Origin of the sequence: Bacillus methanolicus PB1 (genome assembly GCF_000262755.1) — a bacterium.
Classification (GTDB): domain Bacteria; phylum Bacillota; class Bacilli; order Bacillales; family Cytobacillaceae; genus Bacillus_Z; species Bacillus_Z methanolicus.
Map to the genome: position 1 here is coordinate 215714 of NZ_AFEU01000003.1, position 16741 is coordinate 232454.

At 39.9% G+C, this 16741-nt stretch carries 12 protein-coding genes and 3 riboswitches; of the genes, 5 read left to right on the forward strand and 7 right to left on the reverse strand.

The window, feature by feature from the left end:
* Nucleotides 1–89: 89 nt before the first annotated feature.
* Entirely contained in the window at nucleotides 90–878 is a 789-nt protein-coding gene (locus PB1_RS10895; RefSeq protein WP_004436475.1) for an ABC transporter ATP-binding protein, read from the reverse strand.
* 211 nt (nucleotides 879–1089) lie between these two features.
* Nucleotides 1090–1206: riboswitch (SAM riboswitch) on the forward strand.
* Between the two features lie 83 nt (nucleotides 1207–1289).
* Between PB1_RS10895 and PB1_RS10900 the strand changes: the two genes are divergently transcribed.
* The 4 genes from PB1_RS10900 to metH are packed head-to-tail and all read left to right on the forward strand — an operon-like array spanning nucleotide 1290 to nucleotide 8893.
* Nucleotides 1290–2402 carry a methionine biosynthesis PLP-dependent protein gene (locus PB1_RS10900; protein WP_004436477.1) on the forward strand — a complete coding sequence of 371 codons (1113 nt, stop codon included), beginning with the start codon at nucleotides 1290–1292 and terminating at the stop codon, nucleotides 2400–2402.
* Entirely contained in the window at nucleotides 2399–3601 is a 1203-nt protein-coding gene (metC, locus tag PB1_RS10905; protein WP_004436480.1) for a cystathionine beta-lyase, read from the forward strand. Before PB1_RS10900 ends, metC begins: the two co-directional genes overlap by 4 nt.
* On the forward strand, nucleotides 3598–5463 hold the full coding sequence (locus tag PB1_RS10910; RefSeq protein WP_004436482.1) for a bifunctional homocysteine S-methyltransferase/methylenetetrahydrofolate reductase: 1866 nt from the start codon (nucleotides 3598–3600) through the stop codon (nucleotides 5461–5463). The genes metC and PB1_RS10910 overlap by 4 nt, the downstream gene beginning before the upstream one ends.
* Complete coding sequence (gene metH, locus PB1_RS10915; RefSeq protein WP_004436484.1) at nucleotides 5441–8893, forward strand: methionine synthase; 3453 nt, start codon at nucleotides 5441–5443, stop codon at nucleotides 8891–8893. Before PB1_RS10910 ends, metH begins: the two co-directional genes overlap by 23 nt.
* Before the next feature lie 114 nt (nucleotides 8894–9007).
* Here the strand turns inward: metH and PB1_RS10920 are convergent, their stop codons facing one another.
* Nucleotides 9008–9289: a hypothetical protein gene (locus PB1_RS10920; RefSeq protein ID WP_238533129.1), complete on the reverse strand. Its 282-nt coding sequence runs from the start codon at nucleotides 9287–9289 to the stop codon at nucleotides 9008–9010.
* 153 nt (nucleotides 9290–9442) lie between these two features.
* Here PB1_RS10920 and PB1_RS10925 point away from each other — a divergent pair, with 153 nt between their 5' ends.
* On the forward strand, nucleotides 9443–11185 hold the full coding sequence (locus PB1_RS10925; protein ID WP_004436486.1) for an AAA family ATPase: 1743 nt from the start codon (nucleotides 9443–9445) through the stop codon (nucleotides 11183–11185).
* 83 nt (nucleotides 11186–11268) lie between these two features.
* On the opposite strand, the gene PB1_RS10930 is transcribed toward PB1_RS10925, so the two are convergent.
* From PB1_RS10930 to fbpA, 5 genes are all read right to left on the reverse strand, one after another.
* Nucleotides 11269–11781: an acyl-CoA thioesterase gene (locus tag PB1_RS10930; RefSeq protein ID WP_004436487.1), complete on the reverse strand. Its 513-nt coding sequence runs from the start codon at nucleotides 11779–11781 to the stop codon at nucleotides 11269–11271.
* An 81-nt stretch (nucleotides 11782–11862) separates the two neighbouring features.
* A complete protein-coding gene (locus PB1_RS10935) occupies nucleotides 11863–12291 on the reverse strand; it encodes a DUF1284 domain-containing protein (RefSeq protein WP_004436488.1) in 429 nt (142 codons plus the stop codon).
* Nucleotides 12292–12506: 215 nt separating this feature from the next.
* On the reverse strand, nucleotides 12507–14801 hold the full coding sequence (gene metE, locus PB1_RS10940) for a 5-methyltetrahydropteroyltriglutamate--homocysteine S-methyltransferase (protein ID WP_004436489.1): 2295 nt from the start codon (nucleotides 14799–14801) through the stop codon (nucleotides 12507–12509).
* 153 nt (nucleotides 14802–14954) lie between these two features.
* A riboswitch (cobalamin riboswitch) is annotated at nucleotides 14955–15153 on the reverse strand.
* Nucleotides 15154–15423: 270 nt separating this feature from the next.
* Nucleotides 15424–16233 (reverse strand): alpha/beta hydrolase family protein, encoded by an 810-nt coding sequence (locus tag PB1_RS10945; RefSeq protein ID WP_004436491.1) that lies wholly within the window; start codon nucleotides 16231–16233, stop codon nucleotides 15424–15426.
* Nucleotides 16234–16325: 92 nt separating this feature from the next.
* Nucleotides 16326–16493 (reverse strand): Fur-regulated basic protein FbpA, encoded by a 168-nt coding sequence (fbpA, locus tag PB1_RS17035; RefSeq protein WP_004436492.1) that lies wholly within the window; start codon nucleotides 16491–16493, stop codon nucleotides 16326–16328.
* 123 nt (nucleotides 16494–16616) lie between these two features.
* Nucleotides 16617–16726, reverse strand: a riboswitch (SAM riboswitch).
* Nucleotides 16727–16741: the final 15 nt, after the last annotated feature.

Below are 16741 nucleotides of genomic sequence, written 5' to 3' on the forward strand. Positions count from 1 at the left end.
AATTATATGAAGAAAATATTCGAAAATTTTAACTCACAACAACTTTCCGTAAATTTAATAGATCTGTATGGTTTATTTTTCTAAAAAAATTAGATACTGTATTCCATTGGCAGTGCAGGACGATTGAAATGAAACTCTTCAAAGATGATTTTTCGGAAATGTTGAAAGTCTTGATGACTTCGATCTCTCGGTCTTGAGGTGTTAATTATTATTTCTCTGCGGATTCGTCCCGGATTTGCGCTCATGATCAGAATCCGATCCGATAAATAGATTGCTTCATCAATATCATGCGTCACTAGGATTACGGTTGTTTTTTCTTTGTCCTGAAGACGTAATAGTTCATCTTGTAAATAATAACGGTTAAACGTATCTAAAGCAGCAAACGGTTCGTCCATTAAGATTAATTCCGGTTGAATGGCAAGCGCTCTTGCAAGTGCAACCCGCTGCTGCATCCCTCCTGACAACTGATGGGGAAAGAGATTGGCTTTGTCATGAAGTCCGACTAATCTTAAATAATGAAAAGCCTGTTCTCTTCGTTCATTTGCAGGTATTTTTGCATCATCTTCTAATACTAATTCCACATTTTTAAGCACCGACCGCCAAGGCAACAGTCCATAATTTTGAAATAACATTACACACCGCCTGCTTGGCCGCTCCACTATATGTCCATCCAAAAGAACCTTTCCGCTGTCTGCTTGTTCAAAACCTCCGATTACATTTAAGAGAGTGCTTTTTCCGCATCCGCTCTCACCGAGTATTGAAATTATCTCCCCCTTTTCTAAATCAAACGAGACTTGCTGTAAAACTTGTTCTGTTTGCCCTCTGTTCGAAAAACTCTTACTTACACAATCAACTTTAATTATTGCAGAATGATCCAATTTTCGCCTAACCTTCCTTTCACCTCAGTTAATTAAATTTCATTAAATTCCTATCAAATTAGTGTGATTAAATGGTTGTTAGTAAGTTTAATATACTTTGTTCAAAAATTCAACCTTATAAAAATAAAAAGTTTTGAAAATTATGCAAAAAGGCAATTGACAGAATACAATTAAGTATAGTAATGTTTATATAAAATTTAATATTGAGGATTTCTTATCAAGAGAGGTTGAGGGACTGGCCCAATGAAGCCTCAGCAACCTTCAATGTTACTTCGACATTGAAAAGGTGCTAATTCCAGCAAGTTCTTATGAACTTGAAAGATAAGAAGACGATTGTGTTCACTGCATACAAAAGTCTTCTTATCAAAGAAGACTTTTTTTATTTTTCCTACATAAGAAGGAGTGATGGTCATGTATAAAGTAGACACGATTCTTGCACAAATCGGCAATCGAAGTGAAAAAGCAACAGGAACGGTAAACCCGCCAGTTTATTTTTCAACCGCTTATCGGCATGAGGGCATTGGACAATCAACCGGATATGACTATATCCGCACAGGAAATCCGACAAGACAGCTTCTTGAAAATGCAATTGCCGATTTAGAAAAAGGGGATCAAGGTTTTGCCTGCAGTTCCGGAATGGCAGCCATTCTTACCATTCTGTCTTTATTTCAATCCGGTGATGAATGGATTGTGAGCAAAGATTTATATGGAGGAACATACCGTTTATTGGAGCAAGGCTTTAAGAAATGGGGATTGCACTGTAAATATGTAAATACGTGTTGTCCGGAAGAGCTTGAGAGTCAAATTACTCCTCAAACAAAAGCTATCTTCCTGGAAACTCCGACAAATCCCCTCATGGAACAAACCGATATTTCATCAGTTTCAAAGATTGCTAAAAAGCATGATTTATTGCTGATTGTGGACAATACGTTCTACACTCCTTTGCTGCAGCAGCCTTTAGCCCTTGGCGCGGACATCGTCATTCACAGTGCGACAAAATACCTTGGCGGCCATAATGATGTACTTGCCGGACTCATTGTTGCAAAAGGAAAAGAACTGTGCGAGTCCCTTGCACTTTATCATAATGCTGCCGGGGCTGTCCTTAGTCCATTTGATTCATGGCTGTTAATGCGAGGAATGAAAACCTTGTCTCTTAGGATGAAGAAACATGAAGAAAATGCAAAAGCAATTGTATCCTATCTTACTGAGCATGAAGCAGTCATTGACGTCCTTTATCCCGGAAAAGGCGGGATGGTTTCATTCCGAATGAAAGATGAATCATGGGTAAATCCGTTTTTGCAAAGTCTTTCCCTTATCACTTTTGCGGAAAGCCTCGGAGGAGTAGAAAGCTTTATCACCTACCCTGCCACGCAGACTCATGCAGATATCCCGGAAAAAATCCGGCTGGAAAACGGAGTATGTAATCGTTTATTAAGGTTTTCGGTAGGAATTGAAGATGTTCACGATTTAATAGAAGATTTGGAGCAGGCATTTGTAAATGCAAGGAAGGTGGTTGCAGTATGAATGGACAAGGAACATTTTCTTTTGAAACATCGCTTCTTCACAATCGGCAAAAAATCGATCCAGTAACCGGTGCGGTAAGTGTGCCTATTCAGCATGCATCTACTTTTCATCAATTTCACATAGATCAATTTGGAAAATATGATTACAGCCGCAGCTTAAATCCAACTCGCGAAGCACTTGAGGAAGTCATTGCAGACTTGGAAGAAGGAACGAGAGGATTTGCTTTTTCATCTGGAATGGCAGCCATATCCACCGCTTTTCTCCTTCTTTCCCAAGGAGATCATGTCATCCTTTCTGATGATGTTTACGGAGGTACTTTCAGGATCGTAACACAAGTTTTAACCAGATATGGAATCGAGCACACATTTGTCGATATGACAAATATTTCAGCAGTTCGCCAAGCGGTACGCCCTAATACAAAAGTTTTTTATATTGAAACACCGTCAAATCCATTGCTAAAAGTGACGGATATTAAAGCAATCAGCAAAATCGCGAAGGAAAACGATGCCTTAACATTTGTTGATAACACGTTTTTAACCCCTGCTCTGCAAAAACCCCTTACATTGGGAGCAGATGTCGTACTCCACAGTGCAACCAAATTCTTGTCAGGGCATAGTGATGTCGTAGCAGGGTTGGCAGTGGTTAAAGATGAAATTCTGGCCGAAAAGCTTGCCTTTTTACAAAATTCATTTGGTGCAGTTCTAGGAGTTCAAGATGCATGGCTAGTTCTGCGTGGTTTAAAAACGCTGCATGTCCGCCTTGAACAATCGATCAAATCAGCAAAAAAGATTGCGTCATTTTTGGAAGATCATCCATTAGTGGAAAAGGTTTATTATCCCGGACTGAAAAGCCACCCGCAATATGTTTTGCAAACTGAACAGGCAAAAGGGCCGGGAGCCGTTCTTTCCTTTGAATTAATCAATGAACAAGTACTTCGTTCATTTTTATCAAAGGTTCAAATCCCAGTATTCGCCGTAAGTCTTGGGGCGGTCGAATCAATTCTTTCCTATCCGGCGAAAATGTCTCATGCGGCTATGTCGCAAATTGAAAGAGAAAAACGAGGAATCAGCAACAATCTTCTTCGTTTGTCGGTGGGGCTTGAAAATCCGGATGACTTAATTAATGACTTTACTGTTGCTTTAAATGAAAATTGTTACGATGAGAGGGAAATTTATGTACAACGAGGAGGGAGGAAATGAGCTTCCTGAATAAACTAGAAAATCAAATATTAATCGCCGACGGTGCGATGGGAACACTTCTTTATTCATATGGAACAGACTGCTGTTTCGAAGAGCTGAACCTTTCCCAGGCCGAGCAAATCACAAATATACACCGGGCTTATATTGATGCAGGGGCTGATGTGATTCAAACAAACACTTATGCAGCCAATTATTTAAAGCTGAAGAGGTACGGTCTTGAGGATTTTGTAAAAGAAATCAACAGCGCTGCTGTAAGAAATGCCAAAAAAGCAGCACAAAACCGGGCATATATACTGGGAACGATCGGGGGCAATCGCGGCATAAAACCGAATTCTATACCAATAGAAGAAATAAAAAGAAGCTTTCGTGAACAATTATATTGCCTCCTGTTAGAAGGAGTCGATGGAATTTTACTAGAAACCTATTATGATCTTGAGGAATTAAAAACTGTTTTGCAGATTGCGAGAAAAGAAACGGACCTGCCGATTATCGCCCAGGTTTCCCTGCAAGAGGTTGGAATTATGCAGGACCGGACACCGATAACAGAAGCATTCAATCGATTAGAGGACATAGGAGCAGATGTCATCGGGCTTAATTGCCGTCTTGGTCCTCATCATATGCTTGTAACTCTTGAAGAAGTCCCTCTTCCAAAGAGTGCTTTCTTGTCGGCATATCCAAACGCCAGCTTACCAGCATATACCGATGGAAAATTCCATTATGAAGGGGATGCGGATTATTTTAAAAAATCGGCCCGGTCTTTCAGAGAACAAGGAGTCAGATTGCTTGGAGGCTGCTGCGGAACGACACCTGAACATATACGCGCCTTTGCAGCGGAACTTCACGATGCTCCGCCTGTAACGGAAAAAGCAGTGAAGCAGAAACCTAAGAAGATCATCATTCAGCCGGAAGAGGCAAAAAGAGAATATCCGCCCCTTCAGGATATCGTAAAGGAGAGAAAATCCATCATCGTTGAACTTGATCCGCCAAAAAAATTGGATGCGACAAAATTTTTTCAAGGGGCTAAGGCACTGAAAGAAACGTGTATAGATGCCATTACACTGGCTGACAACTCCCTTGCCTCCCCCCGCATCTCAAATTCTGCTTTAGGATATTTGACAAAAACACAAATAGGCTTGCGTTCGATTATTCATATTACTTGCCGTGACCGGAATATTATCGGTTTGCAGTCACATCTGATGGGACTGCATACATTGGGGTTGCATGATATCCTCGCTGTAACCGGAGATCCGGCACGGGTTGGTGATTTTCCGGGAGCATCGTCCGTGTACGATGTGTCTTCATTTGAATTAATTCAAATGATTAAGCAATTGAATGAAGGATTGTCCATTTCCGGGAAGGATCTTGGTCAGAAAGCAGCTTTTTCTGTTGCTGCGGCTTTTAACCCGAATGTAAGGTCTTTGGAAAAAGCAGTAAGCCGTCTTGAAAAGAAAATGAAGTTTGGAGCAGATTATTTCATTTCTCAACCGATTTTTTCAGAAGAAAAACTAATAGAAGTTTATGAAGCTACTAAACATATTAATGCACCGATTTATGTTGGAATTATGCCGTTAATAAGCAGTAAAAATGCTGAATTTCTGCATCATGAAGTGCCCGGCATAAAAATAACTGATACCATTAGAGACAGGATGGCAAAATTCAAGGATGACCCTCAACAAGCTGCCCTTGAAGGCCTTAATATTTCAAAATCGCTAATCGATGCAGCACTGGACCTTTTTAACGGAATCTATCTGATTACCCCATTTTTACGATATGAGCTTACTGTCGAGTTAGCGGAATATGCCCGAAGTCAAAGTGAGAATCTAGTTAGGAGGAACAACTATGTCCAAAGCATCTTTCACTGATCAATTAAATCAACGAATTCTCATTATGGACGGCGCAATGGGAACGATGCTGCAACAAGCCAACCTGACTGCAGAAGACTTTGGCGGGGAGCTTTATGATGGTTGTAATGAACACCTCAATTTAACCGCTCCAGAAGTAATCGAATCGATTCATATAGAATATTTAAAAGCCGGAGCAGATATTATTGAAACAAACACGTTCGGAGCCACAAGTATTGTACTTGCTGAGTATCAGCTTGAACATAAAGCCTATGAGATTAATAAAGCTGCCGCACGGATTGCACGGAAAGCGGCAGACCGGTTTTCAACTCCGGAATGGCCCCGCTTTGTTGCCGGCTCGATGGGTCCGACCACGAAGACATTGAGTGTAACAGGCGGTACAACTTTTGAAGCTCTTGCTGATTCATATGAAGAACAGGCGATCGGATTAATTGATGGAAATGTTGATCTATTATTATTGGAGACAAGCCAGGATTTGCTTAATGTAAAGGCGGGTTTTATCGGAATTAAAAGAGCGTTTGAAAAAACAGGAAAAATTCTCCCGTTGATCATTTCCGGAACGATTGAACCAATGGGTACAACCCTTGCCGGACAGTCCATCGAGGCATTTTATATTTCAGTTGAGCATATGAAACCTGCAGCTGTCGGGTTAAATTGTGCAACAGGACCAGAGTTTATGCAGGATCACATCCGTTCGTTGGCAAACCTTGCAACGACTGCTGTAAGTTGTTATCCGAATGCCGGATTGCCTGATGAAGAAGGACAATACCATGAAACTCCCGAAATACTGGCACAAAAATTGGCGGGATTTGCAGAACAGGGATGGCTGAATATTGTCGGCGGCTGCTGTGGTACAACTCCTGACCATATTCGGGCAATCGCGGATGTTATGAAAATTTACAAACCTCGATTGCTTAAACAAGACAACACCCATAAATTGTCAGGTATTGAACCGTTAATATATGATGATCCTTCTTTTAGACCGATTATGGTCGGTGAACGGACGAATGTCATCGGTTCCCGGAAGTTTAAACGTTTAATCAAGGAAGGCAAATATGAGGAAGCAGCCGAGATTGCGAGAGCGCAGGTTAAAAGCGGTGCCCATGTCATCGATATTTGTCTTGCAGATCCGGATCGGGATGAGCTCGCGGATATGGAAAATTTTATAAAGGAAGTTGTCAAGAAAGTCAAAGTTCCTTTAGTTATCGATTCAACCGATGAAAGGGTAATTGAGAAAGCACTTACTTACACACAAGGAAAAGCAATCATTAATTCAATAAACCTTGAAGACGGTGAGGAACGGTTTGAAGCAATTGCTCCCCTCATCCATCGGTATGGTGCAGCAGTAGTCGTCGGAACGATTGATGAAAAAGGAATGGGCGTGACGGCTGAACGAAAGCTTGAAATTGCCGAACGTTCATACGAACTGCTAGTGAACAAATACAAAATTTCACCGCAAGATATTATTTTTGATCCCCTTGTCTTTCCGGTTGGTACTGGTGATGAGCAGTATATCGGATCCGCTAAAGCAACCGTTGAAGGGATTCGAATGATTAAGGAGAATTTTCCTGAAACACAAACAATTCTTGGGATCAGCAACGTTTCCTTTGGCCTCCCCCCTGTCGGAAGAGAAATTTTAAATTCCGTGTTTCTCTATCATTGTACACAGGCTGGCTTGGACTATGCGATTGTCAATACAGAAAAACTTGAACGATTCGCTTCCATTTCAAAAGAAGAAGTAGCGATGGCAGAAAAGCTACTTTTTGAAACAACAGACGAATCATTAGCAGCATTCACTGAATATTACCGTGACAAAAAGAAAGAAGCAAAAAGTACCCTTCCCGACATGACACTTGAGGAGCGCCTCTCCTACTACATTGTTGAAGGAACGAAGGAAGGATTGCTTCAAGATTTGGAGCTGGCGTTAGATTCCTACCCTTCCCCGCTCGACATTATCAATGGACCATTAATGGATGGGATGAAGGAAGTCGGCAGGCTCTTTAACGACAATCAATTAATTGTTGCAGAGGTTCTGCAAAGTGCCGAAGTTATGAAAACAGCAGTTTCTTTTTTAGAGCCTTTTATGGAGAAAAACACTTCCACTTCTACAAAAGGAAAAATAATTCTGGCAACGGTAAAAGGAGATGTTCATGACATTGGAAAAAACCTTGTGGACATAATCTTGAGCAATAACGGCTACGAGGTTATCGATCTTGGCATCAAAGTTGCACCAAACGAACTGATTGAAGCGATCAAAAATGAAAAACCTGATATAGTAGGGCTATCAGGTCTCCTTGTGAAATCGGCGCAGCAAATGGTGATTACAGCCCATGACTTGAAAAAAGCAGGAATTTCGATTCCAATTTTAGTAGGAGGAGCGGCTCTTTCGAGAAAATTTACAGAAACAAAAATTTCAAAAGAATATGATGGAATTGTACTGTATGCGAAAGACGCCATGAATGGTCTTTCACTGGCTAACAAGCTTCAAAATCCGGAAGAGTATGAAAAGCTTCTTGCTGAAAAACATGAAAAAACAGTATCTATGCCTATTCAGCCGAGTTACCAAGAACGGTCTGCTGTAGCAACAGCTGTTAAGACTTCATCAGCCGTGTCAACAGAAGTTCCGGTATTTGTCCCAAAGGATACAAAGCGGCATTTATTAACGTCTTATTCCCTTTCTCATATTGAGCCTTATATTAATCAGCAGATGCTATTGGGACACCATCTTGGCGTGAAAGGCAACATTGCAAAGCTCCTTGAAGCAGGTAATGAAAAAGCAGTCAAGGTAAAAGAAATTGTCGATGGGTTGATTGTTGAAGCGAAGAATAATAATTGGATAACTCCAGCTGCTGTTTATCAGTTTTTCCCTGCCCAGTCTGACGGCAATAAAATATATATTTACGATCCGGTTGAGCAAAATCAGATTATAGAAGAGTTTGAGTTTCCAAGGCAAGAATTTTCTCCGTTCCTTTGTCTGTCTGATTATTTAAAACCGGTCGATAGCGGGCAAATGGACTATGTGGGCTTCTTTGCAGTTACAGCAGGCCGGGGAATTCGCGAGGTGGCAGAACAATTAAAACAAAAAGGCCGTTTTTTAGAGAGCCATGCCCTGCAGGCGTTAGCATTAGAAACAGCTGAAGGATTTGCCGAATTAATCCATCGGCAAATGAGGGACCGCTGGGGCTTCCCAGATCCGGTCGACCTTACAATGCGGGAACGCTTTTCCGCCAAGTACCAAGGCCAGCGATATTCATTCGGATATCCGGCCTGCCCGGACCTTGAGGACCAAAGAAAGCTATTCAAGCTGATTCAGCCTGAGGATATTGGCATTTATCTTACGGACGGCTTCATGATGGAACCGGAAGCATCAGTTTCAGCAATGGTATTTGCCCATCCGGAGGCAAGGTATTTTAATGTACTAAAAAATTAACGAAAAGGAGAATGACTCATAAGGGTCTGGCCCTTCCAATAATGAATGACTGTTTGTCATTTTATTGTATTGGAAGGGGTCTGACCATTTTTTACACTTCCGCATTAGCACAAATTAAAATAGTGACTTTATATGTTCAAGATCCAGTATGATTTGCTTTACTTCCTCTTGTGAAAGTTTTACCGGCATTTGGTCATAAAGCGTAACAACTTGTCCTTCTTCTTTATCAATATTGCTTTTTAAATATCGATACAAGCTATTTACTTGTTTTTGATTCACAACCGATTGTGTTTGAAATTCTTTCACTTTTTGGATAGCAAACTCTTTCATTTCTTTATCGTATTCCCCCGAAATAATAAATCCTTCATGATAGGACATATGTTCACTCCTTTTCATTTGATTCCCTCTTTTTTTTACTATGTACTTTTTTCTATAAAAACAATCCCGTTCTTTCCATAATCCACCACTTATTATTCCTTCTATTAACCTATTAATGACTTTCTTTCTTATTTATAATGGAAGTAAGTCTAAATAAGGAGTTGTCGCAAATTGAAATTACGGTCAAAAAAGATTGCAAAGTTTATTCCGCTGATTGCGTCAATTGTTATTTTAATTTCAAGTTCCATCTTGTTAATGGTAAATAGAAGCAGCGAAACAGTGATCCCTTTTTCATCACTGGAACATATCCTCCAAAAACAAAACGGAAAACCTGTTAAATTGAATGAACAGAGTGATGGAACGATCTATGTTTCGACAAAAGACGGTTTGTACGTTACCCACATACCTCCCGGCAGTGAAATGGCAGCAAAGCTTGTGGAAACATATAATGTTCATTATTCTTACTCCAATAACAGCCAGTACGGAAAATGGTTATTCGGCGGAATCGTTTTAGTGCTTATAGCATCGGCACTCTTAATTCAAAAAAAGTCAAAGGGCGGAATTGGTATTACAAATTCAATGAAAAACAGCGTTTCGAAAGCAAAGTCGCTTCCTGACATCACTCTCAATGATGTAGGCGGACTGCCGGAAGAAATGAAGGAAGAAATTTTACAAACTTTGTCTATTCTTAAAAATCCTGAACAGTCGAAAAAAATGGGGTTGAATGCACCGAAAGGAATTTTGCTATACGGGCCGCCCGGTACGGGCAAGACCCTTCTTGCGCAGGCCATCGCACATGAACTTGGAGCCAATTTCTTCTCTACAAGCGGTTCAGCGTTTAACGAATTATTTGTCGGAGTCGGAGCGTCCCGTGTCCGCAGTTTATTTCAGAATGCCAGAAAACAAACCCCCGCAGTTATTTTTATTGACGAAGTAGATGCCCTGGCAGGAAAACGTAAACAATATGGCGGTGAAGAAGCTGAAAAAACTCTTACAGAACTTCTTGTACAGCTTGATGGCGGCCATTCCAATGACGGGATCTTATTTATTGCAGCAACAAACCGGAAGGATATGCTTGATGAAGCATTTTTACGCCCCGGCCGGATTGATTTTTCTTTCCATGTTCCTCTGCCGGATCGGAAAGGAAGAAGAGAAATCATTGACATTCATTTAAAAGGAAAGCCTCTTGCAGTAGATGCAGCCGCTTGTTTGGACGAACTTTCGGAAAGCACATCAGGCTTTTCCGGTGCAGAAATTCAGTCACTTTTTGAGACAGCCAGCAGAAGAGCTCTTCGTAACGGGCAGGATGTAATTCAAAAAAGTGACCTTGATTATGCGCTCGACCGGATCATTCTCGGCAGCACTTCCCGCAATCTTCATGATCCTGCCACGAAACGAAGGGTAGCTATTCATGAAGCCGGGCACGCTCTTGTCGCGGCTGTAACTAAACCTGGTTCAGTCAGAAAAGCAACGATTATTCCGCGCGGCCAAGCTCTCGGTTATGTCGCACCTATTCCGAAAGAACTCCATTTATCAACAACAAGTGAGCTGATCGATCAAGTTGCAATGATCCTTGCCGGAGGCGTTGCTGAAAGAATCATTCTTGGGGAACATAGCATCGGAGTCAGCGGTGATGTTCAGCAAGCAAAACAAATCCTTGAGCAAATGGTTGACACCGGGCTCCTTCAGGATGGTTTTACATTAACATTTAATAAGACGGAAAAAGAAGCAAAAATGCAGGCTCTTTTTGACGAAGCATTAGAAAAAGCGGAAGCTTTGATACGCACAAAACGCAAAGTATTTAATCACCTTGTTGAAGCATTGCTGAAAAAAGAAACGCTTGAAGGCTGGGAAGTAGAATCGATCGTTTTGGGAAAAAATCATAATACTTCGAATGAATTGTTGATGGTTTGATATAAAGGGTCTGACCTCCTCTAACCATGACTATATGGTTGTATTGGAGGGTTCTTACTCTTTATTTTTTTTATAAGGAATTTTTACCACGGCAAGTCGGTTCCGAACCGTTTGGCCAGGATTTCACTTTCTTTTTTCCGTTTTTTTCGTAATTCAGCTCTTTCTTTCGCAGTATTGAATAAGTTCTTTTCCTCCTCTGTTTCAGGTATAATTTGTGGAACAGGAGAAGGTGCACCGTTGACATCAATGGCAACAAAAGTTAAAAAAGATAGTGCACATACATTTCGCTCACCTGTTAACAAATCTTCGGCAATCACTTTTACAAACACCTCCATGGATGTTTGTCCTGTATATGTGACAAACGCCTCCAAACAGACAGAATTTCCTTCATATATAGGATGCAAAAAGTCGACGGAATCTGTAGAAGCTGTTACTACGGGCTTACGGGCATGGCGCATAGCAGAAATTGCTGCGATGTCATCAATGTAGGCCATTAGTTTACCCCCGAACATTGTTCCATAACTATTTGTATCCGGAGGCAAGACGATACTTGTTCTAACAACAAATGAATCTCTGCAGCGCTTTGAATTTTCCATGATGTGAAACTCCTTCTGTAAATTATATCTTTAGTTTATACTATATTTGGAAAAAACAAGCCAAATATACCTTTCATAATCTTAATTGCGATTTATTTTTTCCTTTAGTTCTTTTATCCCTTCTTTGCAAACCCCGTAAGGAAGCCACGAACATCTTTTACATAAATAATCCAAGTCATCAGGTTGTACTTTTGAGGCTGTTAACAAAACTAACATTGTTTTAGAATAGCTTATATTCTTCTCTAACCCTAAATGACGGATGACTTTTTCATCCATGGAAAGAACGTGTTCATTTGAATTTTCGTCAGCTTCACATTTTATCATCCCTCGATGGGGACACGCCATACATGCATCATCTAAAGCCGCTACTACTTTTATATTAAAATCTTTCTCTTCATTTCTTATATCTTTTACGATACCAGCCATTTTTTCTACAAATTCAGGGCTGTAGCCCATTCCGCGGAATCCGTGCACACATAAAAGATGATGCCCTCTTAAAGTTATTTCCATTCTTAAACCTCTTCCTTCTATTAATATATAATACTATTTATTTTTTATTGTAATTGAATGGAACCGAAAAAAGAACAAGCATGTTCTTACATTACCAAAAACCCGATTTTCTGCCACATTAAGGACAGATGTTCGGGTTTTTGTAATTATATTTGATCGACCTCAAGTAAGGATAAACGGATTTCCATTTTCAACTAATTTATTTAATGTTTCCATTAATGTACAGCTATTAATTTCTTGCGGGCGATCGCAGCTGCGGCAACCATATTTTTCAGAGAAGCGATTGTTTCTTCAACGCCTCGTGTTTTTAATCCACAATCCGGGTTAATCCAAAACAGAGTCGGTTCAAGCACTTGCAACCCTCGTTCGATAATGCTTGTGATTTCCTCAATAGATGGAATTCGAGGACTGTGTATATCATATACTCCAAGTCCGATTCCTTTGTAATACGAATGATCTGTGAACGAAGAAACCAATTCCCCATGACTGCGCGATGTTTCAATGGAAATCACATCCGCATCCAAATCGCTTATAGAGTCAATAAAATCATGGAACTCGCAGTAGCACATATGAGTATGAATTTGTGTCGTATCTTTCACCGAAGAAGTCGTTAAGCGAAATGCCTTAACAGCCCAGTCTAAATAGTCATTCCAAGCGGCTTTTTTAAGGGGCAATCCTTCACCGAGTGCTGGTTCGTCTACTTGAATCATCTTGATTCCGGCAGCCTCTAACGCTTCCACTTCTTTTCGTAAAGCAAGAGCAATTTGGTAGGCGATTTGCTGCCTTGATAAGTCGTCGCGAACGAATGACCAGTTTAAGATGGTTACCGGACCCGTAATCATTCCTTTCACAGGCTTATTTGTTAATGATTGGGCATATACACTTTCCTTTACAGTCATGGACTCAAGAAACTCAACATCACCGTAGATAATTGGAGGTTTAACACAACGTGAGCCGTATGATTGTACCCAGCCATTCTGTGTAAAAGCAAATCCTCCTAACTTTTCTCCAAAAAACTCCACCATGTCTGTCCGTTCAAATTCTCCATGGACAAAGACATCGAGTCCAATCTCTTTCTGAATATTAATCCATTTTTTTATTTGTTCTTTGATAAACTTATCATAGCTTTCTGACGTCCATTCGCCTTTTTTCCACTTCTGTCTAGCTTGTCGAACTTCTGAGGTTTGCGGAAAGCTTCCTATTGTTGTAGTTGGCAATAAAGGAAGATCGAACAATGATTGTTGTTTCTCGTATCGCTCTTTAAAAGGTAAATTTCGATGAAAATGATGTGCTTGGATTTGATTGACAGACCGATGTACTTCAGAACGATTTCTTCCTTGGGACCGGGCCAATTGTTTGAGAATTGTCTCGCTGTTGGAAAATTCCTCGTCAACACAGCTTTCTCCATAGTGAAACCTTTTGACTAAGGATATAATCTCATCTAATTTTTCATCAGCAAAAGCTAATGCATTTTTAATTTCGAGTTCTAGCTTCGTTTCATGTTTTGTTGTAACAGGAACATGTAATAAGCTGCAGGATGGTTGAAGCCATAATCGATCTTGTGGGATAATATTCGAGATCGTTTTTACTAACTCTAATTTTTCATGTAAATTAGAACGCCATACGTTCCGTCCGTCGACAAGTCCAACACCAAGTATTTTATCATGAGGGAATCCGACCGTTTTAAGATTTTGCAGATTCTCTTCCAAACCATGAACAAAATCTAATCCAATTCCTTGTACAGGCAGCTTCATCAACTCTGAATACCATTCGACAGAATCAAAATAAGTTTGCAGCATGATACGAAGTTTTGGAGCTGCTTCGTGAAGCTGTTTATAAATGTAAGCGACCGTTTCCATCTCTTCCTTTGTGATTGAAGTAACGAGGATTGGTTCATCCAATTGGACCCATTCGACTCCTTCCTTCTCTAATTCTTGTAAAATTTGCACATACAATGGAACCAGTTGCAAAATAAAAGCAGGTAATTGCGTACATAAATACCCTTTAGAAAGTTTGATAAACGTATAAGGTCCAACAAGAACAGGTTTTCCTTCAATTCCCAACTTTTCTTTTGCCTCTCGATAGGCGTTAAGTGGTTTGTTTTCTGTCAAGGTTAGTTTTGCTCCTTCATACTCGGGAACAATGTAGTGATAATTCGTGTTAAACCATTTTGTCATTTCACATGCTACTGCTGTCTGATTCCCTCTCGCCATTGAAAAATATGTTTGAAATGGAACGACTCCACCTTTATAGTTGAAACGTTCAGGTATCATCCCAAACATAACAGCCATATCCAACATATGATCATAAAATGAAAAATCACCGACTGGAATGAGATCGATTCCTTTCTCTTTTTGTTTTTGTAAATGGGAAAGACGGATCTGCTCCATTTGATCAAGAAAGTCGGATTCTTCTATTTTGCCTGCCCAAAATGCTTCTAGAGTCTTTTTCCATTCACGCCTTTCCCCTAATCGTGGATAACCTAACTGACTGCTTTTGATTCCACTCATCTCCATACCTCCTATTTAGATATAAAAACACAAAAATAAAAAGGCATCTCTAACGACCAAATAGAAAGTTAGAAATGCCTAAATAAGCAGGAGTAGACGATCAATTCTACCCATGATCAAATTTTTGACACCTCCCTATCTCCCGTAGGTCCAGCAGTGTTGTTGAACCAGGCAGGTCTCCTGACTTAAGTCTCATCATCAGCACCACACCTTCCCAATCCTTAAGGACCAGTGGCAATTCGTTGTGCTGACTCCTCTCTTACAGTGGCGGGACCGTGTCGGATTTTCACCGAACTTCCCTTTTAATCCTTGAATGCTGTTGATTCAAGGAACCTGATTCCTTCATTATGGAGTTGTTATTTATGTAAAAGCCTTTTCTCCGAAAAGAGAAAAGCTTTTCATACGATACCTTCAGAAACAGTTAACTAGAAATCTTTCAGAAATACTTAAATGACCTAAGAAGCTACATCCATCTAGTCCGCTAATAAAGAATAGCGTCCGTAATATACTGAGAAAAAATCTGTTGTGCTAAGATTACCACTTCCGATTAGGTTCGTCAATTTTTGTTTTCAAAGAATTGCTAATTGATTAATTCTTTTTCAGATCATGTTCTTGTTTTTAGTTAGGTTTTGACAGTAATGTTAACACTTTTTGTGATCCATTCACGTGTTTTCGATATTAGGTCTTGAAAATATTCTCCACTTGAAAACGTATGATTGGCTCCGATTACTTCCTTTCTTGTACAAGTTCCTGTTTCTCTTCTAAGAAAAACTTGTTCATAATCAGCGCTGTATTTTGCCGGAATTTCTTTGTCGTTTGTACCATGAATAAGCAAGACATCTTTTGAAAAATTTCGTGCAGCGATGAGTGGATGATATTTTTCAAGCGAATGAAAAAATTTCGATGTTAATGAATATCCTAAATGGTCTATTGCTGAAACTTTTTTCAAGTTTGCCACTTTCTCTCTGCCGACGATTTTTCGAATGTCCTCGTATGGATGGGCTACAGCTGACCAGAGAATAAGTTTGTTTACCCGGCTATCTTCGACTGCAGTCAGGAGAGCAGTTGCACCGCCAAGACTGTGACCTAAAAGCACAATTTGCTTGCGGTCAATATTTTTCAATTTAATTCCAAAATCAATAACAGCTTTTGTTTGTTCAATTAATTCATCCAATCCACTATTTCCATAAACGCCCGAACTCTCTCCGCATCCTTCATAGTCGAATCTTACTACAACAAATCCGTCCAATGTTAATTCCTGTGCCGTTTTCACAAATAGACGGTCTACCCCAATACGGCTGCTCGTAAATCCATGACAAATAATAACTAATGGATAAACAACTTCCTCATTTGATCTTTCATACTTAGATGGAAAATCAATCGTAGCCGCTAAATAATGTTGTTTCCATGGTATCTTTACATATGTTCCCATTTGCTGTCTCTCCTTTTCTTTCATTTGTGTTATTGGGCTTCCAGTTCACAGTAAGCAAAACCGGAAAAGACGTAACAAAAATCAAAGAATTCCTAATCGCTCGGTTTGTTTTCTGTTAACTTTTCGTACTCTTCTTCAAGCTCACGCAATGTAAGTTCAAATAGTTGAAAATTCCCTTTTTTATAAACACCGGAAAGGATAAGAAAATCAATTATTTTCTCCTTTTTCTCTTCGATATGTTGAAAACGGTCTAGATTCATCAGCGTTCTCCTTTCTTTTTTCTAATTAAACCTATAATATTTATCGGATTTATAAAATTAAAAAACCCCTTCTTATCGTTTACTTCCAACGACAAGAAGGGGTTGAATGATTACCATCCGCTCTTCTTATCTTTCAAGCAAAAATTTTGCTTGTTGGAATTGGCACAGTGCTCAATGGGAGTCTGTTGCCGAGGTTTCAATGGGCCAAGTCCCTCCACCTCTCTGGATAAGAATAAAATAAATATTCA